Annotated in this window: 27 protein-coding genes and 2 pseudogenes; 15 read left to right on the top strand and 14 right to left on the bottom strand. The window is 36.4% G+C overall.

Annotated elements, in window-relative coordinates:
• Window positions 1–196: 196 nt before the first annotated feature.
• The 3 genes from BIV60_RS06000 to BIV60_RS05990 are packed head-to-tail and all read right to left on the bottom strand — an operon-like array spanning window position 197 to window position 1,966.
• Window positions 197–724, bottom strand: a complete 528-nt coding sequence (locus tag BIV60_RS06000; RefSeq protein ID WP_071354818.1) for a ferric reductase-like transmembrane domain-containing protein — start codon at window positions 722–724, stop codon at window positions 197–199.
• Window positions 711–1,604, bottom strand: coding sequence for an FAD:protein FMN transferase (locus BIV60_RS05995; protein WP_071354817.1), 894 nt, complete (start codon window positions 1,602–1,604; stop codon window positions 711–713). Before BIV60_RS05995 ends, BIV60_RS06000 begins: the two co-directional genes overlap by 14 nt.
• Window positions 1,605–1,606: 2 nt before the next feature.
• Window positions 1,607–1,966, bottom strand: a complete 360-nt coding sequence (locus BIV60_RS05990; protein WP_071354816.1) for a hypothetical protein — start codon at window positions 1,964–1,966, stop codon at window positions 1,607–1,609.
• A gap of 326 nt (window positions 1,967–2,292) precedes the next feature.
• Between BIV60_RS05990 and BIV60_RS05985 the strand changes: the two genes are divergently transcribed.
• Window positions 2,293–2,595, top strand: coding sequence for a hypothetical protein (locus BIV60_RS05985; RefSeq protein WP_083402129.1), 303 nt, complete (start codon window positions 2,293–2,295; stop codon window positions 2,593–2,595).
• 143 nt (window positions 2,596–2,738) lie between these two features.
• Here BIV60_RS05985 and BIV60_RS05980 read toward each other — a convergent pair whose 3' ends face one another.
• The 4 genes from BIV60_RS05980 to BIV60_RS05960 form a co-directional block, all read right to left on the bottom strand.
• Window positions 2,739–3,161 (bottom strand): DUF1801 domain-containing protein, encoded by a 423-nt coding sequence (locus BIV60_RS05980; protein ID WP_071354815.1) that lies wholly within the window; start codon window positions 3,159–3,161, stop codon window positions 2,739–2,741.
• 37 nt (window positions 3,162–3,198) lie between these two features.
• On the bottom strand, window positions 3,199–3,741 hold the full coding sequence (locus tag BIV60_RS05975; RefSeq protein WP_071354814.1) for a cysteine hydrolase family protein: 543 nt from the start codon (window positions 3,739–3,741) through the stop codon (window positions 3,199–3,201).
• 910 nt (window positions 3,742–4,651) lie between these two features.
• A complete protein-coding gene (locus BIV60_RS05970; protein ID WP_071354813.1) occupies window positions 4,652–5,611 on the bottom strand; it encodes an EamA family transporter in 960 nt (319 codons plus the stop codon).
• Window positions 5,612–6,658: 1,047 nt separating this feature from the next.
• The gene (locus BIV60_RS05960) at window positions 6,659–6,985 is read right to left on the bottom strand and encodes an antibiotic biosynthesis monooxygenase family protein (RefSeq protein ID WP_071354812.1); all 327 of its coding nucleotides are present in this window, start codon (window positions 6,983–6,985) and stop codon (window positions 6,659–6,661) included.
• Between the two features lie 129 nt (window positions 6,986–7,114).
• Between BIV60_RS05960 and BIV60_RS28175 the strand changes: the two genes are divergently transcribed.
• Window positions 7,115–7,417 carry a tyrosine-type recombinase/integrase gene (locus BIV60_RS28175; protein ID WP_256218304.1) on the top strand — a complete coding sequence of 101 codons (303 nt, stop codon included), beginning with the start codon at window positions 7,115–7,117 and terminating at the stop codon, window positions 7,415–7,417.
• Here BIV60_RS28175 and BIV60_RS05955 read toward each other — a convergent pair.
• Both BIV60_RS05955 and BIV60_RS05950 read right to left on the bottom strand, forming a co-directional pair.
• Window positions 7,345–7,629, bottom strand: coding sequence for a DEAD/DEAH box helicase (locus BIV60_RS05955; RefSeq protein WP_071354811.1), 285 nt, complete (start codon window positions 7,627–7,629; stop codon window positions 7,345–7,347). The genes BIV60_RS28175 and BIV60_RS05955 overlap by 73 nt on opposite strands.
• A gap of 323 nt (window positions 7,630–7,952) precedes the next feature.
• Window positions 7,953–8,153 (bottom strand): cold-shock protein, encoded by a 201-nt coding sequence (locus BIV60_RS05950; protein ID WP_071354810.1) that lies wholly within the window; start codon window positions 8,151–8,153, stop codon window positions 7,953–7,955.
• A gap of 387 nt (window positions 8,154–8,540) precedes the next feature.
• On the opposite strand from BIV60_RS05950, the gene BIV60_RS29500 reads away from it, so the two are divergent.
• The 4 genes and pseudogenes from BIV60_RS29500 to BIV60_RS30200 all read left to right on the top strand — a co-directional run bounded on the left by BIV60_RS29500 (window position 8,541) and on the right by BIV60_RS30200 (window position 10,335).
• Window positions 8,541–8,708, top strand: a complete 168-nt coding sequence (locus tag BIV60_RS29500) for a hypothetical protein (protein WP_177177228.1) — start codon at window positions 8,541–8,543, stop codon at window positions 8,706–8,708.
• A gap of 860 nt (window positions 8,709–9,568) precedes the next feature.
• Window positions 9,569–9,823: pseudogene (locus tag BIV60_RS05945) on the top strand (nitronate monooxygenase); the annotation flags it as partial.
• Between the two features lie 109 nt (window positions 9,824–9,932).
• Window positions 9,933–10,205, top strand: coding sequence for a LysR substrate-binding domain-containing protein (locus tag BIV60_RS30845; protein WP_083402128.1), 273 nt, complete (start codon window positions 9,933–9,935; stop codon window positions 10,203–10,205).
• The gene (locus tag BIV60_RS30200; RefSeq protein WP_071354808.1) at window positions 10,126–10,335 is read left to right on the top strand and encodes a GNAT family N-acetyltransferase; all 210 of its coding nucleotides are present in this window, start codon (window positions 10,126–10,128) and stop codon (window positions 10,333–10,335) included. The genes BIV60_RS30845 and BIV60_RS30200 overlap by 80 nt, the downstream gene beginning before the upstream one ends.
• Before the next feature lie 76 nt (window positions 10,336–10,411).
• Here the strand turns inward: BIV60_RS30200 and BIV60_RS05935 are convergent, their stop codons facing one another.
• On the bottom strand, window positions 10,412–10,957 hold the full coding sequence (locus BIV60_RS05935; RefSeq protein WP_071354807.1) for a GNAT family N-acetyltransferase: 546 nt from the start codon (window positions 10,955–10,957) through the stop codon (window positions 10,412–10,414).
• Between the two features lie 149 nt (window positions 10,958–11,106).
• Window positions 11,107–12,471: a glutamine synthetase family protein gene (locus tag BIV60_RS05930; RefSeq protein WP_071354806.1), complete on the bottom strand. Its 1,365-nt coding sequence runs from the start codon at window positions 12,469–12,471 to the stop codon at window positions 11,107–11,109.
• A gap of 295 nt (window positions 12,472–12,766) precedes the next feature.
• On the opposite strand from BIV60_RS05930, the gene BIV60_RS05925 reads away from it, so the two are divergent.
• The 3 genes from BIV60_RS05925 to BIV60_RS05915 all read left to right on the top strand — a co-directional run bounded on the left by BIV60_RS05925 (window position 12,767) and on the right by BIV60_RS05915 (window position 16,426).
• Complete coding sequence (locus BIV60_RS05925; RefSeq protein WP_071354805.1) at window positions 12,767–13,738, top strand: NAD(P)-dependent alcohol dehydrogenase; 972 nt, start codon at window positions 12,767–12,769, stop codon at window positions 13,736–13,738.
• Window positions 13,739–13,892: 154 nt separating this feature from the next.
• A complete protein-coding gene (locus tag BIV60_RS05920) occupies window positions 13,893–15,317 on the top strand; it encodes a Na+/H+ antiporter NhaC family protein (protein ID WP_071354804.1) in 1,425 nt (474 codons plus the stop codon).
• Window positions 15,318–15,649: 332 nt separating this feature from the next.
• Window positions 15,650–16,426, top strand: coding sequence for a LysM peptidoglycan-binding and 3D domain-containing protein (locus BIV60_RS05915; RefSeq protein WP_071354803.1), 777 nt, complete (start codon window positions 15,650–15,652; stop codon window positions 16,424–16,426).
• Between the two features lie 90 nt (window positions 16,427–16,516).
• On the opposite strand, the gene BIV60_RS05910 is transcribed toward BIV60_RS05915, so the two are convergent.
• On the bottom strand, window positions 16,517–16,906 hold the full coding sequence (locus BIV60_RS05910) for a YybH family protein (RefSeq protein WP_071354802.1): 390 nt from the start codon (window positions 16,904–16,906) through the stop codon (window positions 16,517–16,519).
• A gap of 269 nt (window positions 16,907–17,175) precedes the next feature.
• On the opposite strand from BIV60_RS05910, the gene BIV60_RS05905 reads away from it, so the two are divergent.
• From BIV60_RS05905 to BIV60_RS05880, 6 genes and pseudogenes are all read left to right on the top strand, one after another.
• Window positions 17,176–17,367, top strand: a complete 192-nt coding sequence (locus BIV60_RS05905) for a hypothetical protein (RefSeq protein ID WP_071354801.1) — start codon at window positions 17,176–17,178, stop codon at window positions 17,365–17,367.
• Between the two features lie 75 nt (window positions 17,368–17,442).
• Window positions 17,443–17,565 carry a hypothetical protein gene (locus BIV60_RS30195; protein ID WP_256218303.1) on the top strand — a complete coding sequence of 41 codons (123 nt, stop codon included), beginning with the start codon at window positions 17,443–17,445 and terminating at the stop codon, window positions 17,563–17,565.
• Between the two features lie 78 nt (window positions 17,566–17,643).
• A pseudogene (locus tag BIV60_RS05895) lies at window positions 17,644–18,345 on the top strand (response regulator).
• Window positions 18,342–19,316, top strand: coding sequence for a sensor histidine kinase (locus BIV60_RS05890; RefSeq protein ID WP_071354799.1), 975 nt, complete (start codon window positions 18,342–18,344; stop codon window positions 19,314–19,316). Before BIV60_RS05895 ends, BIV60_RS05890 begins: the two are co-directional and overlap by 4 nt.
• A 177-nt stretch (window positions 19,317–19,493) precedes the next feature.
• On the top strand, window positions 19,494–20,264 hold the full coding sequence (locus tag BIV60_RS05885) for an ABC transporter ATP-binding protein (protein WP_071354798.1): 771 nt from the start codon (window positions 19,494–19,496) through the stop codon (window positions 20,262–20,264).
• Complete coding sequence (locus BIV60_RS05880) at window positions 20,239–22,143, top strand: FtsX-like permease family protein (protein ID WP_071354797.1); 1,905 nt, start codon at window positions 20,239–20,241, stop codon at window positions 22,141–22,143. The genes BIV60_RS05885 and BIV60_RS05880 overlap by 26 nt, the downstream gene beginning before the upstream one ends.
• A 91-nt stretch (window positions 22,144–22,234) precedes the next feature.
• Here BIV60_RS05880 and BIV60_RS05875 read toward each other — a convergent pair whose 3' ends face one another.
• On the bottom strand, window positions 22,235–23,038 hold the full coding sequence (locus tag BIV60_RS05875) for a rhamnogalacturonan acetylesterase (protein WP_071354796.1): 804 nt from the start codon (window positions 23,036–23,038) through the stop codon (window positions 22,235–22,237).
• Between the two features lie 112 nt (window positions 23,039–23,150).
• Window positions 23,151–24,314, bottom strand: coding sequence for a DUF3800 domain-containing protein (locus BIV60_RS05870; protein WP_071354795.1), 1,164 nt, complete (start codon window positions 24,312–24,314; stop codon window positions 23,151–23,153).
• Window positions 24,315–24,417: the final 103 nt, after the last annotated feature.

Below are 24,417 nucleotides of genomic sequence, written 5' to 3'. Positions count from 1 at the left end.
TGCTTCGTGGCATCTTTTCGTAAGAACATTTGCGAAAATTGCCTAGAAACTTAAGTATTTGACCCTTATTAAGGTCCAAAAGCAACAAAGTTTACGAAAAGAGCCTTAATAAAATAACCTGATAAAACCCATTCTTTATAGCATATATAAAATCAAAAGACCTGTCAGAACCCAAATTGGGTCGTAACAGGTCTTTTCACCTTGCTTCTGTTAACCTATTCTTACTCAAGAGAAACCATCCCGCCATCATCATGATTGGTAAGATATTAACCGCTGCCAAAACCATTCCTGGAAAATCTGAACCGCTCAATAAACCATGTAAAGTCACAAGAATATACAAAATAGGATTAAGAGCATGTAATTTTCGCCATCTTTGAAATCCAATATTCCTCCTGAATTTTGATGTAATCATCGTTAAAATTAAGAAATAAAAAGCAAACGTCCCTATCGCCATTGGGATCGTTTCATATCCGCTCGCAAATGGAATGAACAATTCAGATAGTTTAAATGGAAAATACGAATCAATCAGTAAGATTCCTAAGTGCCCGCAAGTCATAATGAATGCCCAGTCCGAAAGCACCTCATGAAAATGAAGAATGCCGTTTATTTTCTTTTTTCGTTTCTTCTGAACGGTAGAATAAAGTCCAGTTAATGCTGCCAGATATAATAATAGATAAGCCACAAGCCCTGTAGCTCGAATTGCGTACCATTCAAGAGACTCCATATGATTCCTCTCCCCTCCAAATTTCTTTAGCTTCGTTGATCATGACTGCTTTATTTTTTTTCCTAGAAATCAATGCCTTTCCGGACTCTTCTCCCATTAAAAGAGCCACCTTTGCCAATACGTCCGCCTCTACAGCTGTTGGAGCTGTTACCGTTGAAGAGATAATCGTGCTTGTGGAGGGTTTCCCTGTTGTGACATCAATAAGGTGATGCTTACTTCTGCCATTGATTTTCCATCTTCTTTTCATGGAGGTTGACGTGGCAACTGCCCCATTCGAAACTTGGATGGATGAAATAATGTTTTCGGAATCAAACGGGTCTTCAATTCCAATATTTAATGGTCTTGGTAAACTTCCAAAAATCCGAATATCTCCTCCCACATTAATAAACCCATATCCATAATTTGATAGTACCTCTGCAGCACGGTCAATCACCCAGCCCTTCGCGATTCCGCCTAAATCGATGCGAGTTAGCAAAACAACTGTCTGTTTCTCCATATTTAATTGAAACGGTTGATTTTTACTAACTTCCACGGCAGTATCGGAGGCAGCACCCAATTCCCTCCCCCTAATAAACTCAATTGACCTCGTATAGCCGCTGTTTTCAACACTAGACAAAATACCAGGATTAAATACTCCATTAGTCTCTTTATAAAACTTTAGTGCGTCTTTAAGAATACTGAACATATCATTCGATATCAGCATTTCTTTCCCAATTTGCTGATTTAACCGCGATACTTCACTATCATCCTTAAATCGGCTGCAAGTATCTTCAACGGATGAAAATAATCTGTATACCGGCATAAGGTCATTTGCAAACAATTCTTGGTCGATAGTTATTTGTACCATCGTGCTCATGGAATTAAAATTATATTTATACATAATCAGGTCCCTCCTGTAGTTGTGTCAAATCCGCCATGATGACCAAAATTGCCACCTGAAAACTGACTATTATACTGATCAGGACTATTATTATTAAAGTCTGACTGACTATTACTATTGAATGATTGATTGTCGTTCAAGCTCGAAGAATTCTCATTGGATGAACTTCTAAAAGAATTCTGGCTATCTCTGGTTTGATTAGATGAATGTTGATTGGAATCTTTACTTGCTGCTGATTGACTCGTTTTACTCGTGGTATTTGTACCATTTTTGTTCGTCAATCCCAGATAGGATACCATACCCGCTACGAGAGCCAGGCTGGCAAAACTCACTCCCCAGGAGGTAAATTTATTTTTGTCCATTTAAAGACTTCCTTTCCTTTATAAAATTACTTTGCTTTACCCATCAGGTTTCAACAGTAGTGGTATAAAAAGTAAATTTCTTTTTATCCTTTTGAAGGACTCTTTTACTTTAAAATAGTTAACTTAATTTATCCTTAATTCGTTTACGTTTGTAATTAAAAGTCCCTAAGGATAATCAAAACCGTTTTCTTTTTTCCTTAGTTGATTAATGTCATTGAGTATTGAAAGGAAATTTCGTAGAATTATCGTGTGTGAGGAATATACTAAGCCAGAGAGTAATGAATTTTGTGAGTTAATGCACCAATGAAAAAACAAGGAGTGATGATGTGATCAATCGTGTTAAAGAAAAATTGGAAGCTGCCCTTGAGGATTGGGAAATGATGAAGAACGCTTCAGAAGATGAAAGTGAAGATTATGCCGAACGATTTGAAAGGCATTTTTATGAGTTTATTGATGAATTAAAGATTTGGTATCAGCATTTAGATCATCCACCCACTACGATCGAAGATGCAGAAAATCTTATCGAGATTAAAGAAATTCTGGAACGCATACCTGCACCGCTTGAACTCAACTTCTATACAGAACTTGAATTAATCATTGATGGAGAAGATCAAGTACGCTATGATTAAGGTTTCCTTTGGGACTTAGGGTACCTTAATTGCCCTTGTCTTAGGAAAGGAAGCCAGCAACAGAGCCGATAACTGTTAGCATAAAGAAAGCTGCCATTTTGGCAGCTGGATCAAAAACCATTTCGCTTAATAGAGTAAAAAGCTTATCTGTTCGGATAAATATTGTTCAAAAATGTTACGGATTGTTTAATTAACTCTTTTAATACCTCAACATCAATATCCGCTATTTTGTTGATATATACACACCCTTTTCCAGTTGTGTGCTTTCCAAAATCCTTTAATAAATCTTCTCGGTGTGGATCACCTGGTGCGAAATATAAACTGATTTTGGCTTTTCGGGGTGAAAATCCAACCAGAGGAGCATCACCTTCGTGACCTGATTCATACTTATAATGATAGTAACCAAATCCAATGATACTTGTGCCCCACATCTTTGCTTGAAAACCAGTTGTTTCCGAAAAAATATCTATTAATTTATAAGCATCTTCCCGTTTTTTTGGGGCTTCTACGTTTTCTATAAATTCTATGACATCTCTGTCGTTTTCTTTTGTTTTGAGTTCATACATATTAAAACACTCCTTTTCTTTTTGTTACATGTCGAAATTAAGAATTATTTTCCTTTAAAATATTTATTGCTTGATCGACCGGTAGAACGCTCGCAAACCGCTTATTCCAAATTTTAAAATTATAAAATTCATAAAGTTTTTCACCAGATAGATACTCATTATTAAAAGTTGTATTTGTTTCTTCTGGAATAATGAGTTTATATCCAAATTCAAAGGCGTTTTTACACGTAGTATCAATACAATATTCTGTTTGCATACCTACCAAAATAATCGAATTAACATTTTTCGTATCTAAATATTCCTTTAAACCTGTTTTAAGAAAGGCGCTATTATACTGTTTTTCAAAAACTTTTTCATCCTTATTCGGTGCAATTTCATCATAAATCTGCCACCCATCCGTTCCATACTCTAATTCTGTGCCAACTCCATCATCATGTCGGACAAACACAACTTCCTTTTCATGATCCCTTGCAACCGAAATAAGGTTTTTAATATTTTCAATAACTTTCCGTTCATTATATGGATGTTCGTTTACCAAAGCTGTTTGAACATCTACCACAAGCAAAACACATTTTGGCATATATTGTTTTCCTTTCCCTTCAAACTATTAATCTGCGGTATATTTGTTTACACAGGGAAATTATACCATTATGGGTTTTTATTTGTATAGGAATTCCATTATTATCATGAAGGACATATTTACAACATACCCGTTGATAAAAATCATAACCACCGTTCAATTTCCAAGCACCTTAAATGCTTACCTGAAAGTGATATGATTGTAAATTTTGTAACTCAATTAACATGTGTTTGTTCTATTTTTCAGAATATTTTGCGTTATAATTAAACATACAACTTATTTAATAAATAAAGTTGTATGTTTAAACAATGAAAAAACACAGAAAGGGGGATTATTAATGGATATTTGCATTTCATGCGGAGAGGAATTATCTATAATGGAAAGAAATCGAGCGGAATGCTGGGAGTGTAAAGACACAACAACAGAAGCTTACGCTGAAGCAGAATGATTATGACATTTAATCCTTGAATGATAGCTTGATTTAAAATATAAATATCTCTAATTCTTTTAACCGCCATAGACTGGAGACTAACCTGTTTTCAGGCGCAAAAAGAAAAGGGGTCGAGTTTAAGGCTCCACCCTGGAAATAGATAATTTTCTTATTTTACCAATTCAATTCTTAAAGTCTCCAAATTCACTTCAATCGTAACCTACGATAATAATTTCTGAATATATTCCTTCCACAAAGTTAAAAATTAGCTAATCTTATTCCACATCATACGCCGAATATGAAGGAAATATACGGTCTCTTACTCCCTGCTAAATCAACAACATAAAATGACCGCCTTTAGTCGGTCATACCCATTTTAGCTTATTTCGGAAAAATGAACTTTTCCATTGATAAATAGCCTTTACTCTCGCTGCGTAAAGGCTATTTTTGAAAATTTAATACAAATAACGAGATACATACTCAACTTACGTGCCTTTTAAAAATAGCAAACCAATAGGTTTTTTTATTTACTTTCTTATTTGCAACTTTATCTTTATTCAACCATTTATTGCTGCTAAGTATGGTCGGTAAACTTATACCAAGAATAATGGTTACTATACCTGCTACTTGCATTGCAGTAACCGTTTCACTTAATAAAATAACGGATACCATCACAGCAATAGGCAATTCAATAGCACCTAAAATGGATGACATACCTAGTCCCACCTTCGGAACGGCAATACTGAATAAGAATACGGGAATAACTAGGCCAAATAACCCCAGCGCCAATCCATAAAGCCAAAGTCCTTCAGTAAACAAAGTCCCATTCCAAATAATCTCCGGAGATTGAAAGACAGCCGTCGTTATAAAGGCAAAGAAAGATACCAATACTAATCGATTAGTCGTTTTCATATTGGTCGTTGACCTGCCATTAACAAATAAAAATAGGGAATAACAAAGTGCAGCTGCCAGACCCCAAAGCCAGCCTTGAAATGGTATTTTAGAAAGATCTGCATCAAACAAACCAGCCGCTGGAATCGTTCCCATAACCAGTATGATTAAAGAAATGACTTCAATTCGACTGGGAAATTGACGCTTTGTAATACAAGAAATTAACATGCCAATCCAGGTAAATTGAAAAAGCAATACAACTGCCAATGAAGCAGGTAAATAGTTCAAAGAACGGCCATAAACAATATTTGTCAACCCGGTTAGAACCCCTGCAATGAGAAGAGTTTTAACGCCATTAAAACTTATTTTTGTTCTGTTTGTAAGAAGGAATATACACATTGCAATACAAAAACCGATAAAAAATTGACTTGTAACTGCCTCAGAGACAGAAAAGCCACTCCGTATTGCCAGTTTTATGATGGTTGAAACTACCCCGTAACTACTAGCAGCGATCACAACCAACAAGGGATACAAATACTTATTCATCATCTAACATCCTCCCATGATTTATATTGATTATGATTCTTTGAATATTTTAAAAAAAATCATAGTCTCCAATATAAATCACAGGTCTACCTTTTTGCAAATCTATTTTTTGGTATAATAGTTTGAGTATTGTATCCTCATGTGAAATTTATGTATTCTAATTAAGCTTATTCACAATTTTTTACCCATTTACAAACATTTGTTTATATATTAAACTGTTGTTTAAATAGATTTTACATTACATAAAAATAGTGAAATAAAAAAAGTGCCTGCTCCTTGCTGTTTAAGCATATGCACAGCAAGGACCTAGCACTAGATTTTTTTAGTAAGCATATATTTAGTCACTATTTCCAACTTTAAATGTTAATCCTCTTGCACTTTTGTCCTTTCAAAAAGACATTGTAACCAATAAAATAAAACAGCCTTATAAAAGAAGTATAAAAAAAACTGGAATTTATTTATCCGTACTAATGAATAATACCTTATTTTTTTTGCAAAAAATGTGAAAGGAAATACAAAGAAAACATGTACTAATGCATTGAGAAAAATAAACCGTACAAAATTTCCATATGTCCATTTAAGAATCCACAAAGAGATTATAAATATGGGACCAATATTAAAAGGAAATTCACCAAATAAGTATGAATTGGGCTTATTATAAAATACCCACCATTTGCGCCTTTTCCCAATGATTGCATTACACACTTCGAAAACGCCAATAAGGAAAGAAGCGGGAAAAAATCGCTTAAAATTCTGGACTCCCAATAAAGGTAGTGTTGACCATGCCAATAAGACCATCGCTATATTAAGGATTCTTTGCATTTTCAACGGCATATCAGTAACATCCTTTTTCATAAAGATAAATTGCCCTTTAATGATAAAATCTCCAATAAATTGACCGATATGCCTATTAAAATAACCCAACTGCTTGTAAAAGGGATTTAATTGATTAGAGAGGCAATAATAACGGAGTGAAGATCTTGGAAACATGAAAAAGCCTAATTATTCAGTCTTTTAGAGAATAGGAATGTCATTTCAATTTTTCATTTTTCAAATTTCAAATAAGTTCTGTCTCTCCACTTTACAGATTCTGAGAGCAAAATTTTTGTACCATTCTGTTTTACCTTTTTCTTGTGCTGCTTTATGAGCCGAATTTTCCTTCCAAATTTTTATTGATTCTAAGGAATCCCAATAGGAAACGGTTATTCCTAGCCCTTCATCTCTTGCACTTTCCATTCCTAAGAAACCTTTTTGTTGTGATGCCAATTCAACCATTTTGTCTGCCATTTTGCCGTATCCTTTGTCACCATCCGTTCTCTGTGATGCAAAAATGACTGCATAATAAGGTGGTTCCGGAGTTTTTGCAATTCCACTCATTTAAAAAATCCCTTCAAAAAACTTTTATTTATTTCTACCTTAATAAAATTGTAAATGATTTTAACAATTTTTTGAATGCGCCTGAAGGTTCGTTTCCCAAAAAAAAATTGACCAATAAAGAGAAGCTCTTTGGTCGATACATACACATTCTCCCTATTACCTAATAAAAATGAACCGAAACCACTAACGAATCGTGCTATAGAGAATATCGTTTATAAATATACAAAGTCGTTTGACAAAAGAATGTACCCCCATAAGGTGCGGCATACATATGCAACCAACCTTGCTGTACAAACAAATGGAGATTTCCCTTTGATTAAGTCTCAACTCGGACATACTTCATCTGATATTTCTTTGCTTTACATAAATACAACTAGAGAAAAAGCGAGATTAATAGCTAATTCTCTTGTAGGTGCAATTGCAATCGCCTGAACATATTTTTTGCTCGTATCCACTTTCTCCAAGATCTGTATGGCGAAGGCAGTCGCCTTTCCTGTACCTGTTTGTGCTTGACCTTTAATGTCCTTCCCCATCGAAGCCAAAGTAATCGCTTTCTCTTGAATAGGAGATGCTTCTTCAAATCCCATATCCGTAATCGCTCTTTGAATGGGTTCACTAATGCCCATTTCATGAAATGTTGTCATACTCAAAAACCCCTTCTATGTGTTTACTATTTTTTATATTGGACTAAACACCTTGATTGAATGCACATCTGAATTGATTTTTACTTTACCTTTTTCACATGGCATTTGATTGGTTCGATAAAAGCAGTAAATAAAATGAGCAAACTTTTCAGCCTCCCTCATTTAAATTAGGACATTCCGTTATTATGTGATACACTTTGTTTACCATTTGATTTACTTGTTTACATGTGCCCTACTCATTCGTGAGTGGGGCTCCTTGTTTTTAAAAGAAGAAATAAAAAAAACAGACTCTAAATTAAGAGCCTGTTTAAAGGATTCTATTATTAAGCTTTGTGTACGTTAGCTGCTTGTGGTCCACGTTGACCTTTTTCAACGTCAAAAGTCACTTCTTGACCTTCTTCTAATGTTTTGTACCCTTCGCCTTGAATCGCTGAGAAATGAACGAATACATCTTCTCCACCTTCACGTTCGATGAATCCGAAGCCTTTTTCGCCGTTAAACCATTTTACTTTACCTTTTTCCATTTTTGTTGCCTCCTAGTGTGTATTTACACACAATGTATTACTATTCTTGCTCTCAGTGATCATCAAGACGAAAAGTTAAACTTATAATCCTTTACACCGAACAAAAATAATTCAATATTTATAATAACATTTTTTGTAAGTAACTGCAACGATACTTTATGGTAAGTCGACTTTTCAACCACTCTTAATATAACTTCTTAATAAATTTATTTTGCTTTTTTGCCTTTAAAATTTGTCCACCATCAGCAATTAAAATCATTTCAAATACCGCCCCCCCAAAAAAGAACTGGATAATATTAAGAAGTTCTGTCAAACTTAATTTATAAAGTATTCATCAAAAGCGATGAGCATAATTTATTATTTTTGGATACTAAAGAAGGTGAAAGAATGAGGGAAAGTCTTTTTACTATTGGGGAAGAAGTAAAAATTAAAGTGTCCGGTGAATCTGTAACAATCTATAAATGTCAGTATGTTAAAAACATGAAAAGGTACTCATACGTTGTTAAAGAATATCCAAATACCTTTTTCTTTGAAGAAGAATTAACTGGAGAATAATAACAATTAATCATCAGTTTTATGGTGAAAATTGAATTCCTGCAGATGAGTTTAGTAGAATATCCTGTTTAAACTAAAAACCCTTTATTTAGACTTCAATTTGTCTCAAAAGACTTGTATGAAAATAAATGAATGAAAAAAAGAGCAGTTAACTACCACTAACTACTCTTCAATCAGGGTTCCTTAGTCTTTTTGCTAATTATCTAGTTAGAGCAGGTCCCTTCCTCTGCAAGGCTTCCAATTCTTCAGCTTGTTTTTCAAGTAATCTTTTTAAAAAATATGTTTTTTTCTCTATTTATCACGATTTATTTTATACCGGAAACACCAGGAGAACAGTCGCCGTTCTCTTCCCTTCTATTCCTTCTATTCCTTCTATTCCCTCTATATCAACCCTCTAGCGTTCTTTGATGTTCACTTCATAATTGCAGCTGGTGCCGTTGTTCTTGTTGCTGTTCTTGAGAAAAAGTTGGCTGATAACGGAATTATTAACCTGGCTGGAATCTTATCGGGAGTTCTTCATATCGCTTTTCCTTTAGTTTCTTTCGGTTCTCTTCTTCTCCTCCTTTCAAAATTAGGGGTGTTCCTATGATTAAAAGTTATTTAAACCTATTACTTTGTATTAAAAGAAATTTTGATATTTCATTGTAAAATAATAAACAAGAGTTAAAAGAGCTAAAATCGAAAAGTTATAAAAGCTAAACCTTATAAGATACATTTTACTTTTTTGTGGATCTCTCTTAATAAAAAGTTTAAATGAAATTACACTTGCGAGGGAAGCAACAATCGTACCAAGTCCACTTAAATTCACACCTACTAATAAAGGCTGCCAATTCACGGTGAATTTTGATAAAAAGATCGCAGCTGGTGGACAACGGGGGAGCTTTATCGATGGGTCTCAAGAGAGTTTAGTTGGTTTAATGTCATTAATTCCACAGGTTTTTGACAATGTTAGCACTCCTGTTGTTGCTGCTGGAGGAAATATGGACGGGAGAGGGTTAATGGCTTCTATTTGCTTAGGAGCAAAGGGCGTACAAATGGGAACAGCTTTCTTGACTTGTAATGAAAGTGGGGCACACAAGGTTCATAGAGAAGCTATCCTTTATACTAACGAAGACCTAAACTACCCTGCTTCTTCGTATTATAAGGCCAGCCATTGATAATTCGTTTGGTCAATAGCTGATTAAATATCACCTTGAAAGCTGCAAATAATCACTTGGTTAAAATTTGATTGAACGTTTATTAAAACTTCTAATACAATCAAAAGAGATCCTTTTACGCATTCTTGTCCATGAAAATCATCCTTTGGCACAACATGATCGTGTAAAATGGGAAGAGTTGATGTATGAAAACTTAATTATCTTCCGTGAGGGCTTTTCCATCCATGAAACCATTATGGAGGAATGCAGGAGACTTGGGTTTGAACCTTCTATTATATGTGAAACCTCGCAATGGAATTTTATCCTGGAAATGGTATCCATGGATCAGGGAATCTGTTGACCTTTTATGGTGCAAAGGAAGAACGACCGTACAGGAATATTATATGAAATTGGGTTTTGAAGCACATGGTGATGTTTTTGACTATCCTCCTATCGGGCCGCATATTGTAATGGTTAAAAAATTATTATAAAAATCATAAGGTCAATCATTGGGAGTGATTGACCTATTGTATTTAATTTAAAACAAATTGGATGTTCCTCTTTTCATTATTCAACAATCCTACCCATCAATAGGGTATTATAGAATTCCCCGTCTGTTAGAAGTTTGTCCTGTTTTAATATCCCTTCCACTTCAAAGCCGTATTTTTTATAAAGCTTGATTGCTTTATCGTTGGTTTCAAGGACATTCAACGTTATTTTCTTTATTCCAATTGCATCTGCCCAGTGAATAGATTCCTTTAATAAGTTTTTGCCGATTCCATAACCCCAATATTCTTTCAAAACACAAACCCCAAATTCTACCTTATGAGAAGTTCTTTTTAAATAGTTCCCTTCACATCTTGAAAAACCTACAATTCTTCCATTTACTTCAGCCACTAAAAATAAGTTATTACTGCTTTCTGTGTCATTTTTAATGAGTTGTATAAAACCTGTTTCATCTATGTACGCTTCGCCTTTTTCTCTATCTAAGTTTTCTGTTTCGCCATCAATCTGCAATCTCACTTCCGACAAATTACTTGCATCCTTTTCTATTGCAGATCGTAGAATATAACGCAAATGATTCACAAAAAATCCCTTTGGACTTACCTCCATTTCATACACTCCTCTCATTTCTTTTCTGAACCTTCATTTCCGCTGTTAAAACATAACATTTTTATTTTACCTTATTTTCTTTAACCCACTACGGGATCACGAAAAACCATCAAAAAAAGCGGGGCTGCTCTCCCCGCTTTTTTCAATCATTAGAATTTAGAATGATAGTTTTCGATTTCCCATGTGTGTACTGCTGTACGGTAGCTATCCCATTCCGCTTTTTTCATAGAAATGTATTCGTTATAAATGTGCTCCCCAAGAGTATTAGCAGCAATTTCTCCTGATTCCAATGCATCGATTGCTTCTGCCAAGCTGCCAGGAAGGCTGTCAATACCCATGAACGCTCTTGTTTCTTCCGACATATGGAAAATATCCTCGCTAATTGGAGCAGGTACTTCTAGTCCTTTTTCGATTCCATCTAAACCTGCAGCTGCAATTACAGCAAAGGTTAGGTAAGGATTCGAAGACGGATCTGGGCAGCGTAATTCAACGCGAGTCGCTAAACCTCTTTTAGCAGGGATACGAATCAACGCTGAACGGTTAGAAGTTGACCAAGCGATATAGCAAGGCGCTTCATAGCCGGGAACTAAACGCTTGTAAGAGTTTACTAATGGATTCGTCACGGCTGTAAAGTTCTTCACGTTTGCCAGAACTCCTGCGATAAATTGGTATGCTTTTTCCGATAATTGTAAATCATCCGCTTCATCAAAGAATGCATTTCCATTATCGTCAAAGAGGGACATATTAACATGCATTCCAGAACCGTTGATACCAAATACTGGTTTTGGCATGAAAGTTGCGTGTAAACCAAATTTCTTGGCAACAGTTTTTACAACCCATTTATAAGTAGTTGAAAGGTCTGCTGCTGATAAAATATCCGCATATTTAAAATTAATTTCGTGCTGACCTTCTGCCACTTCATGGTGTGATGCTTCAATCGTAAAGCCCATTGCTTTTAATGCACGATAGATTTCTAAACGAACTCGCTCGCCAAGGTCATGTGGGGAGGGCTCGAAATAGCCTGCTTTATCGCCAAGTTCTTGCGTAGCATACCCATTTTCATCTGTTTTGAAAAGGAAAAATTCTAATTCAGGCCCAACAGAAATCGTATAGCCTTTTTCTGACGCACGCTCAACCGTCTTCATTAGAACATTTCTAGTATCCCCTTCATACCAAGTTCCATCTGGATTTTTAACCGAACATAAGAAACGAGCTTCCGCATACCCCTCTTCTACTGTCCATGGAAGAACGGCAAATGTATTAAGATCTGGCTGCAAATAAAGGTCTGATTTATTAATTGGAGAAAATCCTTTAATGGAAGAGCCATCAAACATCATTCTCCCTTCGACTACATCTTCGAGCTGCTCAGTTGTAACGGTTACGTGTTTTAAGATTCCTTCAATATCAACAAATTGCAAGTGTAATAGTTCAACAGATTTTTCTGCAATGATTTCTTTAATTTGTTTGAGAGTTGTAGCAGTTAAAGGTGCTTTTTCAGTTAATGTTTTAGCCATGTTATATTAACCCTCATTTCCATGTTATATTTCCTCACATTTGATAATTTTGATTATAGTGAAAAAAATCTTTTTTGACAATCTTTTTTTGAATATTTTTTGAATATTTATGATAGTTTTTTAGAAAGCGTTTTCATTTTTTCTGAATTTATAAAAGATTTTTAACTAATCGTTCTATTTTTTAGATTAATAATTATACAAGTTTATGTATATATATTTTAGTCTTTAATATCTTTTCACTCGAATACCTTTTAATTAGAGGTTTTTTCAAATGAAATCATTTTGGGGGGAGCGTATGAAAGCAATTGTATATCATCAATATGGTTCGGCAGATGTCCTTGAATTACAAGAAGTGGAAAAACCAATTCCTGGAGACAACGAAGTCCTGGTAAAAATCCATGCTTCGTCCTTAAATTATGGTAACCTGGTACTTTTGAAAGGAAAACCTTTTTTGGCCCGCTTTGTATTCGGTTTGCTTAAACCAAAATACTCGATCCCTGGTGGTGACATTGCAGGAAGGGTTGAAGCTGTTGGTAAAAATATTACCCAATTTCAACCTGGTGATGATGTTTATGGTGACCTGTCCGGTTGTAGTTGGGGAGGTTTTGCTGAAAATGTTTCTGTTCCCGAAAAAGCAATTGCGCTGAAACCAGCCAATCTTTCCTTTGAAGAAGCAGCTGCGGTGCCTATGGCAGGTGTCACTGCCTTACAAAGCTTACGAGATAAAGGAAAAATTCAGACAGGTCAAAAAGTATTGATTAATGGGGCATCTGGAGGTGTAGGAACTTTCGCTGTTCAGATTGCCAAATCATTCGGGGCTGAGGTAACGGGTGTGTGCAGTACGAGGAATTTAGACATATTACAATCCCTTGGTGCGGACCATGCAATTGATTATGAAAATGAAGACTTCACCAATAAACACCAGAGGTATGACCTCATTTTGGGGGTGAATGGATCTTATCCGATTTCCGCTTATAAGCGTGTCTTACGTCCGAATGGAATGTTTGTGCATGTGGGTGGTTCTGGGACTCAAATGTTTCATGCCATGGTAGCGGGGCCTTGGATTTCTGTGACCGGGAAAAAGAAAATTAGCACCTTCTTACAAAGGGCAAACCAAAAGGATTTGATTGATTTAAAAGAACTGATTGAGGCCGGCAAAGTTCAACCGGTAATTGATCGGCAATATAAGTTGAGCGAAATACCCGAAGCTTTCAAGTATTTTGCTGAAGGGCATGCGCAGGGAAAAGTTGTTATTACAATGATTTAAAAAATGCTAGTGATAAATAGGCACACAACAAATTTATTTGTAGTGTGTTTTTTCTATTTATCAAATTGTTCAGTTCCTCATTTTTCTTCTATTATATGGTCATAATAATGGAATGAGTTTTTCAAATATAAAGTATGCTTGAGGAGGGGAAACTTTGAATCATACTTGGCTTTCTTTATTACCTTTTATCATCGTTATTTCTTTATCTATCTGGCTAAAAAACATCTTACCTGGTCTAATCCTCGGTTTGCTGGTGGGTTCTTTCATTTTTAAAGCTGATTTATTAGATGGAGTCTATCAAACGGTTTCATATATTGTGACCACCTTATCCGTTAGAAATAATATTAAAATTATCGGATTTCTTTATTTATTTGGCGGATTAGTTGGCATGATGAACATATCTGGTGGGATTAAGGGTTTTTCGGAATGGGTTGGGAATAAGATTCATACAGAACGCGGGCTGCTTTCGCTCATTTGGTTCACCCTCCTTTTTACCTTTATGATGCCGATGTTTCGCATCATGATGATTGGTCCAATCGTAAAATCCCTCATTAATAAAATGAACTTGCCAAAGCAAAAGGTCGGTCTAACGATGGATATTTCAACAGAGTCGGTGATTGTCCTCTTACCGGTGGCGACCGCGTTCGTTGGATTCATGGTGTCATTAGTGGAAGGCAGCATAGGTAAGCTTCATTTAGGGATGTCCCCCTATCATGTCTTCTTGCTTAGTATTTTGTTTAATTTTTTTGCAATTGTCATGCTGGTTATTGGTATTGTCCAAACCTTTTGGACCCCCAGGAACAACACCTCCCTCCTCAACCTTAATCAAAAACAGGTTGACGAAGAAGAGAATGACCTGCACCGGAGTGGCATAAAAAAAGAATTGTCGATGGTTAAATCCCAGCCTTGGAATTTGATTTTCCCCGTCTTTTTACTTTTGGGATTATCATTATTTCTACTATGGCAAAACGGTATCGCAAAGGGGGCACACACCGTTTTTGAGGCTTATTCGATGGCCGATGCCACATTTGTGATGTTATTAGCTGTTTTCATCACTCTTGTTTTATCCTTTGTTTTTTACATAATAAGACGACAGAAATTAGATGAAATCCTTTACCACTTTTTTGATGGCGGAAACCAAATGATGGAGGCCATCACTTTGCTAGTTCTTATCTGGTCATTAACCTTATCGGCAGAAGATCTTGGTTTTTCAAAATTTATCAGTTCAACCTTAGGTTCCTTCCTGCCAGCCTTTTTGACCCCAGTAACCATCTTTGTATTAGGTTCCATTATCGGGTATTTTATTGGTTCCTCTTGGGGAACTTGGGGGTTATTCATGCCATTAGGAATGTCCCTAGCCGTTTCGACCGATGCATCAATTCCATTAACCGTTGGTGCTGTTTTTGCCAGTGGCGCTTTTGGAGCGTTAACCTCCCCTCTCGGTGATACCACGATCACCACCGCCACCATTCTGGATTTATCACTTGTTGATTATGCCCGTTACAAATTAAAAATTGCGGCGATTGGTGGTGTAATTTCGATTATTTTATATACGATTTTCGGATTTTTTATTTCTTGAACCGTTTTACTCAGCAAATATTTAGGATTTGCTAGAATAAAATGCTGGGTATATGGGAAAATATTGGAGTTTCGTAAAACAAAAGACTCATTTTTTGTAACATTATTGTAATAAATAGGATGTGCCGCTTAGAGTGCATCCTATAGGGCTTTTCCTTTTATAAGATGTGTTTGACACACTATGTTTTCTGATTATTCAGTTAATATAGAAATACTATTGCAATATAATTGCCATGCTTGTAATGTTTTTAACATCTCCTTGTTCTTTGTATCCCTAAAATTCATGATAAGCTTATGAAAACTTAGCGGACAAAGAAAACGGAGGGGAAAAGAATGCTAAACAAAATAAAAACAATTATGGCAGCTGTTGTACTCTCAGGAACTGTAACTGCTAATGTACAAGCTGCTACGATTACTGTTCAAGAAGGAGATACACTTTCCAATCTGGCAAGTGTTAATCATACAAAGGTTGAAAACATCCAATTGTTAAATCATTTAACTTCAGATTTTATTTATCCAGGTGAAAGACTGGACGTCGCACCTGAAAAACATTATATCGTTAAAGATAATGAAACATTAATGGATATTGCTAAAAAACATGATGTGAGTGTTTCGCAGCTAAAGGAATGGAATCATTTAATTACCGACCTGATCCATCCTGGATTAGATTTAATATACTTTGAGGGTGTAAATGAAAAGAATGTTTCTGAAACAAATACAAAAAAGAATGATCAATCTGATCAATCTGCAGATACTAAAGGTAATACGGAAAAATCAAAGGAACAAGTTTCAACGCAAAGTGTAAAACAAGTAGATGCTGCAAAACAAATCACTGTAAAGGCCACTGCTTATACAGCTTCATGTGCAGGATGTTCAGGTATCACAAAAACTGGAATTAACATAAAGGAAAACCCAAATGCAAAGGTTATTGCCGTTGATCCATCTGTTATCCCGCTAGGTAGTAAAGTTTATGTAGAAGGATTTGGTGAAGCTATAGCTGGCGATACAGGGGGGGCCATTAAAGGAAATCGAATCGATGTCTTTATTCCTTCCCAAGCAGATGCCATTAATTTTGGTGTAAAACATTTGAAGGTAACGATATTAAATTAGAAATAACAATGGCTTCCCCATATCATTTTGGAGGAAGCCTTTTGTTATTTTTATAACTTATTTGTTTGGGTCTGTTAAAAACGAAAAGGTCTACATTTTAATTAAATCCGTACCATAGGAGTTGTCAATTGCACAAAGCCAATCCCCTTTTGAATTTTTCTTAAATACGTAGGTTGCTCTTCTATCCATAGATAATTCCGACTCGTTTTTATCAGCATCAAGCAGTGTTTGAGAAATCACTAACGCAGTGTCCCCCGCCTCTAAAATTATCATCTCACCTTGAGTTGGTACAAGACTGTTATTAAAGTATTGGGCAATGGCGATAAATGCTTTTTTGATTTCCTCTTTACCTCGGGCAATCATGCCAGGTTTTACCACCAGAATAGCATCATCCGTATAGTAATTCATCAACATATCAAAATCTTCTTGCTTTATTGCCAAATCGCACTTCTTGATTAATTCTTTTAATTCATGTTCCATCCCCTAACCCTCCTTAAAATATCAATATTTCTATAATTTACCTTGTCTCCACATTACAAGCAAGCTAGAAAGTTACTATTATTTTCTACAAAATACCGGGGTTTTTAGTGGCTCATGTCGTTAGTTGCTAAATTATCGTTTTTCAAAAAGAATTCTGGTGATATATGTAGATAAGTTTTTTATTGTATATGCAGGAAAAACGAGTGTATATCCCAAATTACTAGAAAAGACAAAATTGAAGTCTAATGAAAAAGTTGAAAGGATGGTCGATGTCCGTGACAAAAGATTACACCCTACAACAACTTGCAGAAGGTTTGCCGAAATCCCTATTAAATGCATCCGATCAAGAATTGCAAGGATTTCAGATGATTATTGATGAAACAATCAAATTAAGAGAAGGTCATCGGAATTTACAAAAGTTGATTAAGAGCTTCTCTACCGCACAAATTCAGCGCACATAATTTTGTAAAGTAGAAGGTGAAACTCACCTTCTTTTTTATATGAGGTTTTTGGAGCCACTTTTTTCGGATTTTCCTTTGAATTTGTTTACTGGCGGATTACCTTCTCTTATTGGTGAAAAAGCTGCATTTACTGGCGGTCTGCCATCTCTTACGGGCGAATTATCAAGGTTTACTGGCAGTCTACATACCCCAATGTAAATTTTCAAAAGGCTTCCTGTTTTCAATTCCCCCTTCAATTTTGTTACAATATGGCAGTATTAGAAGGGAGAAAATGGTATGTTTAAAATTTTTATCATTGAGGATGACCAACAGATTGTCCACTTACTTGAGGAGCATTTACATAAATTTGGCTTTGATACAAAATCGGTTCAAGATTTCGAGTCAGTCCGGGATAAGTTTGAAGAATATGCACCGCATCTTGTCCTTTTAGATGTTAATTTACCAAAATTTGATGGCTATTACTGGTGCAGGCAAATCCGCAGTATTTCAACATGTCCGATTCTCTTTATATCGGCTCGAGAAGGAAAAATGGATCAAGTGATGGCTCTTGAAAACGGTGCAGATGATTACATAACAAAACCGTTTGATTATGATATTGTCCTTGCCAAAATTAATAGCCAGGTTCGCCGGGTGTACGGTTCCTATGCCAATCCCCAGCAGGGACGAACTACTACAGTGGAGGGATTAACACTTGATGTTGAACGGCTTTGCATGTCTTTACATGACAAAACCGTCGAATTAAGTCATACCTAAGCAAAAATTGTAGATGAATTAATGAAAAAAGCGGAGCGAGTGGTGAGCCGTGACCGTTTATTAGAAAAAATTTGGGATGACCAGGCATTCGTTGATGATAATACATTGAATGTTTACATTACACGGGTAAGGAAAAAGTTATCACAATTAGAGGTAGAGCAGGCACTTCAAACCATTCGTGGTCAGGGCTATCGACTCGTTCCAAACTGGGGTGAAAACGAATGACGCTTTTCATCCGTGAGCAGCTTCCCCTTATTTTTCTATATATTGGACAATTAATGGTCATTACCGTAATTTATTGGCTTGATGGGTTTCACCATCTTGAGATAAGTTTATATGCTGCCCTGCTTAGTGGCTGTCTTTTCGTCGGGTATCTTATATTCAGATATATTACACATCGTTCGTTTTATCAGCGGTTGGAAAAACCGCTCGAATCATTGAAGGATTTTAGATCCGAGGTGCACCATTCACCATTGGCTGAAAGTTTGCAGGAGCTCCTATTAAGTCAGTTCCAACATTATCAAACTGATTTACATAACTATAAGCACAAGCTTGAAGGACATATCCAGTTTATCAATCAATGGGTGCATCAAATGAAAACTCCTTTATCAGTGATACATTTAATTATTCAGGAAGAGGATGATCCTCGTTTTACCGCAATTGGTGATGAAATTGACCGATTGCGCAAAGGGTTGGATATGGTTCTTTATACCGCGAGGCTTGATACATTTGAACGGGACTTTTTTGTCGAGAACCTGAATTTGGAATCGGTGGTGCAATCCACTGTCTCGAACCAAAAACGGTTATTTATCAGGAAGCGAATATTCCCCTCCTTCCACTTTAGCGAGGACCATCAGATTGTCTCCGATGAAAAGTGGTTATCATTTGTGATAACACAACTGATTACCAATGCCATTCGTTACACTGTTCATGAAAACCGGAAAATCCACTTCCTTAGCTACCGACGTGGTATCAAGACCGTTCTTGAGGTCAAGGACGAAGGCGTCGGCATCCTGGAAAGTGATCTCCCGCGCGTCTTTAATCCATACTTTACAGGCGAAAATGGCCGCAACTTTCAAGAATCAACCGGAATGGGCCTATACCTCGTAAAGCAAATCTGTGAGAAACTCGGTCATCACATCGAAATCGATTCCACTGTTCACCAAGGTACCACCGTCCGAATCATCTTTGGATAAGCGACTGTCCACCCTACGTAGACAAACACATTGATTTGTCCACGAACAGTGCCTGTCACTTTTCTTTGACACCGTCTTACAGTTTTGTAAGGTTAGTGTAAGTTTAGAAAATGGCAGGGGTACGGGGATGTCGTTAGAATAAGGGTACAAAGTCAAATTGAACAGGGAGTTGGGAAGATGTCGATTTTGGATGTTAGACATTTAGAGAAGATTTATGAAGGGAAAATTGCTCATCGAGCATTAACGAATATCAATTTTACCATTGATCAAGGTGAGTTTGTTGGGATTATGGGTCCATCCGGGAGCGGGAAAACCACCTTGCTCAACTTGATCGCTACGATTGACCGGCCAACATCTGGTGAGGTTTTAATTAACGGGAAAAATCCCCATATTCTAAACCGAAAGGAAACTGCGCTATTTAGACGTCATGAACTAGGCTTTGTGTTTCAGCACTTTAATTTGCTCGACACACTAACAGTGGAAGAAAATATTGTCTTGCCACTTACTCTTGACGGAGTAAGTGTTAGTGAAATGGAGAAAAAACTTCAAATCGTAGCAAAGAAGCTGGGAATCGACCAGATTCTAAAGAAACGGTCCTATGAAATTTCCGGCGGGCAGATGCAACGAACTGCGATTGCGAGGGCCATCATTCACCAGCCGTCACTTATATTAGCGGATGAACCCACAGGTAACTTGGATTCCAAAGCCTCCAAGGATGTAATGGAAACACTGACAGCAATAAACAAAGAGGATGGGGCAACCGCTTTAATGGTTACACACGATGCCGTTGCCGCCAGCTACTGCCACCGTGTCATCTTCATCAAAGATGGGCAGCTCTATAATGAGATTTACCGAGGCGATAACCGGCAGGCCTTTTTCCAGAAGATTATCGATATGCTTGCATTGTTAGGAGGAAACAGCCGTGACCTTTCCACAGTTCGTGTTTAGAAATGTTGTCCGAAATAAGCGGACCTACTCCGCCTACTTTTTAAGCAGCGCCTTTTCGGTATTAATCTTTTTTATCTATGCATTATTTATTTTTCACCCTGAAATTAAAAAAGGGGTTACCTCAGGAACAGCCGTCCAACTCATGACTGCTGCAGAAGTGATTATGTATGTGTTTTCCTTTTTGTTTGTCCTCTATTCCGTCAGCACGTTTTTAAAATCGCGGAAACGTGAATTTGGAATCCTTATGATGCATGGTATGACAAAAGGACAACTGAATCGAATGGTATTTTTAGAAAATATGCTGATTGGTCTCGGTGCAGTTGCAGTTGGGATTGGATTGGGAATCATCACGGGAAAACTATTTTTATTGGTTGGCTCGAAAATGATTGGCATTCCCCCGCTTCCCTTTTTCTTATCGAAAAAGGCTTTGCTGCTGACAATTGGAGCGTTTTTAATCTTATTCTTAAGCATTTCCTTCTTTACAACTATTCTTGTAAGGGTAAATAAGTTAATCGATTTATTTCAAGCCGGGACAAAACCAAAAAAAGAACCTAAAGCATCCGTTTTTTTATCACTGCTTTCTGCCATTTTGCTACTCGGCAGCTATTATTTAGCGGCTACAGCAACATTACAGACGTTACTTTTCCGAATACTTCCGGTTATTGGAATGACGGTGGTCGGCACGTACTTTTTTTATACACAGCTTTCGGTATTCTTAATGAAAAGACTACAAAAACACCGCTTGTTGGTCTGGAGAAAAACAAATTTAATTACAATTTCTAATTTAGCTTACCGTCTAAAAGATAATGCGCGGATGTTTTTTATGGTGACGATCGTTTCAACTGTTGCCTTTTGTGCAGTCGGAACCCTTGCTTCAATGAATGTCATGAATAAGCAAGTAAAAGTAGAATTCCCGGCAGAAATCAGTTATTTAGCTAAGGACAATCAACCTATTCACCAGAAACACCTGAAGCAAATTGAAGATGAATTGAAGGCGAGAAATATAAACTATACAAGGAATCAAGTTCCAATCAAATATTTTTCCATTGCTTCGTCAACAGAAAAATATAAGCCTGAAGAAATAGCCGTAGTATCTTTTTCGGACTATCAAAATATAGAAAAAAATGCTGGGTTTGATTTTAGCGAAAAACCGCTTACTGGCGAAGAAATATTAGAAATGCGGACAGCAACAATAAGTAATCCAGGACCCATCACTTACACATTGAAACAGAATCATTTAAAACTTCATCTTGATCAAATTACAAGTCATGTTGTTCTTCCGATGCAATTGATTCTGACTCAAGGGATCGTCGTTAGTGATGACCTATTCAAAAAGCTAACGCCTGTTTCCACCGATATGTTTACCGGATTTTATACAAAGCAGTTAAATGAAACAGCCGGTATGGCAAAAAACTTAACGAAAAACGGAATGACATTTTACTCAGATAAAAACCCTTATTCGATGACTGTAAGTGGGACCATCTATGAAAACCAAATGAATATGTATAAGATGATGTTATTTGTTGCCTTATTGACGGGTGCTGTCTTCTTTATCGCGGCAGGTAGTTTCTTATACTTCAGACTGTACGCTGACCTTGATTACGACCGGCGTCAATATTTAACAATCAAGAAAGTCGGTCTGACGGATCAAGAATTAAATAAAATCGTCACACGTCAGCTTGCCCTGCTGTTCTTTGTTCCAATTATTGTCGCTTTTATTCACAGTGCTTTTGCCTTTATGGCTCTGCAAAGTTTTTATCAGTTATCAATTGTGACGGAAATCATCATTGTCCTTGCAAGTTTTTTAGTTGCTCAGCTGATTTATTTCATTATCATCAGGTACCGCTACTTGCAGAACTTGAAAAAAACGTTGATTTAATACAAAAGACCAGCTCAATGTGAAGGGCTGGTCTCATTTTTTGACTAAATCATGATTCTTATTTTGATTCGCTGATTAATTTATATACACCTCATTTTAAATAATCCCGTAGTCCTAATTCATGTTCCCTAATCCCCTCAACTATCATCTTAGCTATTTCCATTGCCCCTTTATCCTGAAAGTGAGTATTATCCTCTACTCCTCTCGGATAATTAGGGTTTGTTCCTGGTTCAATCCACATAAATAACTCTTTTGTTTTTTCCGGACCTAGCCGCTGGTAAAGCCTCTTACTTTTTGCATTTAAATCAATTACGGAAACATGCTCATCCCGCCCAAGTTCTCTCATCGATGCCGGATAATTACCATGTGTTTCCAACACCTTACCGTCACTAGAAAACCGCCTTCTTTCCATCGGCGTGACAAGAACTGGTGTGGCACCTTTTTGCCGGGCACCATCAATATATTGCTTCAAAAAGCTTTTATAAGTAGAGAATGGTTTTGTAAAGCGCTTAGGGTCCTTATATTTTTCATCATTATGGCCAAATTGAATAAAGAGATAATCCCCTTTATGAATTTGTTTTAAAATCAATGCCAATCTGCCTTCCGTGATAAAACTTTTCGAACTCCTGCCAGGTACGGCACGATTCTTTATTATTACATTATGGTTAAAAAATTCAGGAAGCACCTGTCCCCACCCAGTCCGTGGTGCCATTGTGTCGGGGTAATTGGAAACAGTAGAATCTCCAGCAAGGTAAATAGTGACCTTTTTTTCCTTAACAGGGTGTCCATTTACATTTGAAAATTTCCCAAATACACTGGACGTCATTAACAAGATTAAAACACCAGCTACGAGGAGGATCGTTGTTAAAGTGAATTTCGTTCTCCTGCTTTTCAATATTCTTCCTCCTAAAACGTAAAGATAATTAGATATACCCTTATTTTCAACTCCTTTATACAAAACATGCTAAATTTAAAAGGGAAGGTCCTGATATACCTCCCCCTTAACATTACTTCACTTTCTCCATATCAATAACCCGCTTCAAGTATTCATATTCTTTTTGCTCAAGAATGTCGACTTCTTTGTTGGTTGCCTTTAATATTTGATCGCGGCATTTGGCTATTCTTTGGATCATCGGAAAAATCGTGAGGCTTGACAGGTTCACAAAATCATATAAATCAGCCAAACAAACCGGCAGTTTGTAGCCCTTATTACTGCTTGCAATCAGCAATCCACGATCACGAAGCTTTGAGACGATGCTTGAGCGAAAATTATGAGGATTCAAATCCACCTCACGAATCGCATTCAGGTTATTTAAAATTTCTTGGGTGTAAACATAGTCATCGGGGTTTTCCTTCAAATTAAACAATAAGAATTTTATAAAATCTACGCGCAGCTTTTCGTCCTCATCGTCCGTTTTTCGGTATTTATCGATGTATTGATAAGCTGAATTCACGGCCTGTTTAATGATTACCTCGTCATTCTTTATGTTAGCGCGGTCTACCTTGTAGTCATAGAGGAAGTTTCGATAATCATGGGGCCATAAATTCATTCGGACGATTTGAGGCTTGATGAGTTTATAAAAAGTTTGATAATGCTTTGAGTGTTTTCGGTCATATTCCATTGCCAGCGTACCCGCAATCCATTCCGCCAAATTCACAAGAATATCTGACTTCGTGTTATTAAATCCGAAACTTGAATAATTAAAAAGATCTGGAATACATTCTTTTTTTACGTAATTTAAGAAGGCCTTCATAAATTCTTTTGGTTCCTTGTCATCCGCAACAATATCAAGCTTTTCGTATGTATTAGATAGATCCTCAAGGACATTAAGGGTTAAATATTTTATAAACGTGTTTTTATATGTAACCCCACTATTCTCTCTAATTTTTTGTTTATCGATCGCGTAAGTATATATTTTAAGAGGTAACTCGTTTAATTCAATTAAAATTTTCAATAAAAGGTCCGGTTGATTTTTTATCTGACTGAAGCCATAGTCTTTATTTTGAAAGTATTTTTCCAAAATCTTCTCGATTTCCTCTTCTAAACATTCTTTATCGGAATCTTTTACGAGAATGGCTGTGATCATAAAGTGGGTTGACGTGTCTATGTTGTCAAAATCAAAACCATAATCTCCGTATTCATTGAAAAATGCATATTGGATATCGTTCAACTTTGCCCACCTCAATTGCCGAGATATATTATCTTAATAGTTCGACAAATTTGTAGGTAAACCTTTTAAAAGTTATTTTTTTTCCTACTCCTCCTATCATCAG

The sequence above is a fragment of the Bacillus sp. MUM 116 genome (assembly GCF_001866655.1).
Classification (GTDB): domain Bacteria; phylum Bacillota; class Bacilli; order Bacillales; family Cytobacillaceae; genus Neobacillus.
Note: the sequence above shows the minus strand (reverse complement) of the source record. Positions and strands in the feature narration are given on the sequence as shown.

Bases quoted from the DNA above. Each gene is read 5' to 3' on its own strand.
- BIV60_RS05925 (WP_071354805.1), top strand. From the start codon at position 12,767: ATGAAAGCAATTGTATATCATCAATATGGTTCGGCAGATGTCCTTGAA.
- BIV60_RS29500 (WP_177177228.1), top strand. From the start codon at position 8,541: ATGAGGGAAAGTCTTTTTACTATTGGGGAAGAAGTAAAAATTAAAGTG.
- BIV60_RS05975 (WP_071354814.1), bottom strand. From the start codon at position 3,741: ATGCCAAAATGTGTTTTGCTTGTGGTAGATGTTCAAACAGCTTTGGTA.
- BIV60_RS05955 (WP_071354811.1), bottom strand. From the start codon at position 7,629: ATGACAACATTTCATGAAATGGGCATTAGTGAACCCATTCAAAGAGCG.
- BIV60_RS05910 (WP_071354802.1), bottom strand. From the start codon at position 16,906: ATGGAACATGAATTAAAAGAATTAATCAAGAAGTGCGATTTGGCAATA.
- BIV60_RS05990 (WP_071354816.1), bottom strand. From the start codon at position 1,966: ATGGACAAAAATAAATTTACCTCCTGGGGAGTGAGTTTTGCCAGCCTG.
- BIV60_RS05960 (WP_071354812.1), bottom strand. From the start codon at position 6,985: ATGAGTGGAATTGCAAAAACTCCGGAACCACCTTATTATGCAGTCATT.
- BIV60_RS05970 (WP_071354813.1), bottom strand. From the start codon at position 5,611: ATGATGAATAAGTATTTGTATCCCTTGTTGGTTGTGATCGCTGCTAGT.
- BIV60_RS05950 (WP_071354810.1), bottom strand. From the start codon at position 8,153: ATGGAAAAAGGTAAAGTAAAATGGTTTAACGGCGAAAAAGGCTTCGGA.
- BIV60_RS05935 (WP_071354807.1), bottom strand. From the start codon at position 10,957: ATGGAGGTAAGTCCAAAGGGATTTTTTGTGAATCATTTGCGTTATATT.
- BIV60_RS05905 (WP_071354801.1), top strand. From the start codon at position 17,176: ATGTCCGTGACAAAAGATTACACCCTACAACAACTTGCAGAAGGTTTG.
- BIV60_RS06000 (WP_071354818.1), bottom strand. From the start codon at position 724: ATGGAGTCTCTTGAATGGTACGCAATTCGAGCTACAGGGCTTGTGGCT.
- BIV60_RS05980 (WP_071354815.1), bottom strand. From the start codon at position 3,161: ATGTATGAACTCAAAACAAAAGAAAACGACAGAGATGTCATAGAATTT.
- BIV60_RS05995 (WP_071354817.1), bottom strand. From the start codon at position 1,604: ATGTATAAATATAATTTTAATTCCATGAGCACGATGGTACAAATAACT.
- BIV60_RS05915 (WP_071354803.1), top strand. From the start codon at position 15,650: ATGCTAAACAAAATAAAAACAATTATGGCAGCTGTTGTACTCTCAGGA.
- BIV60_RS05885 (WP_071354798.1), top strand. From the start codon at position 19,494: ATGTCGATTTTGGATGTTAGACATTTAGAGAAGATTTATGAAGGGAAA.
- BIV60_RS05930 (WP_071354806.1), bottom strand. From the start codon at position 12,471: ATGGCTAAAACATTAACTGAAAAAGCACCTTTAACTGCTACAACTCTC.
- BIV60_RS05890 (WP_071354799.1), top strand. From the start codon at position 18,342: ATGACGCTTTTCATCCGTGAGCAGCTTCCCCTTATTTTTCTATATATT.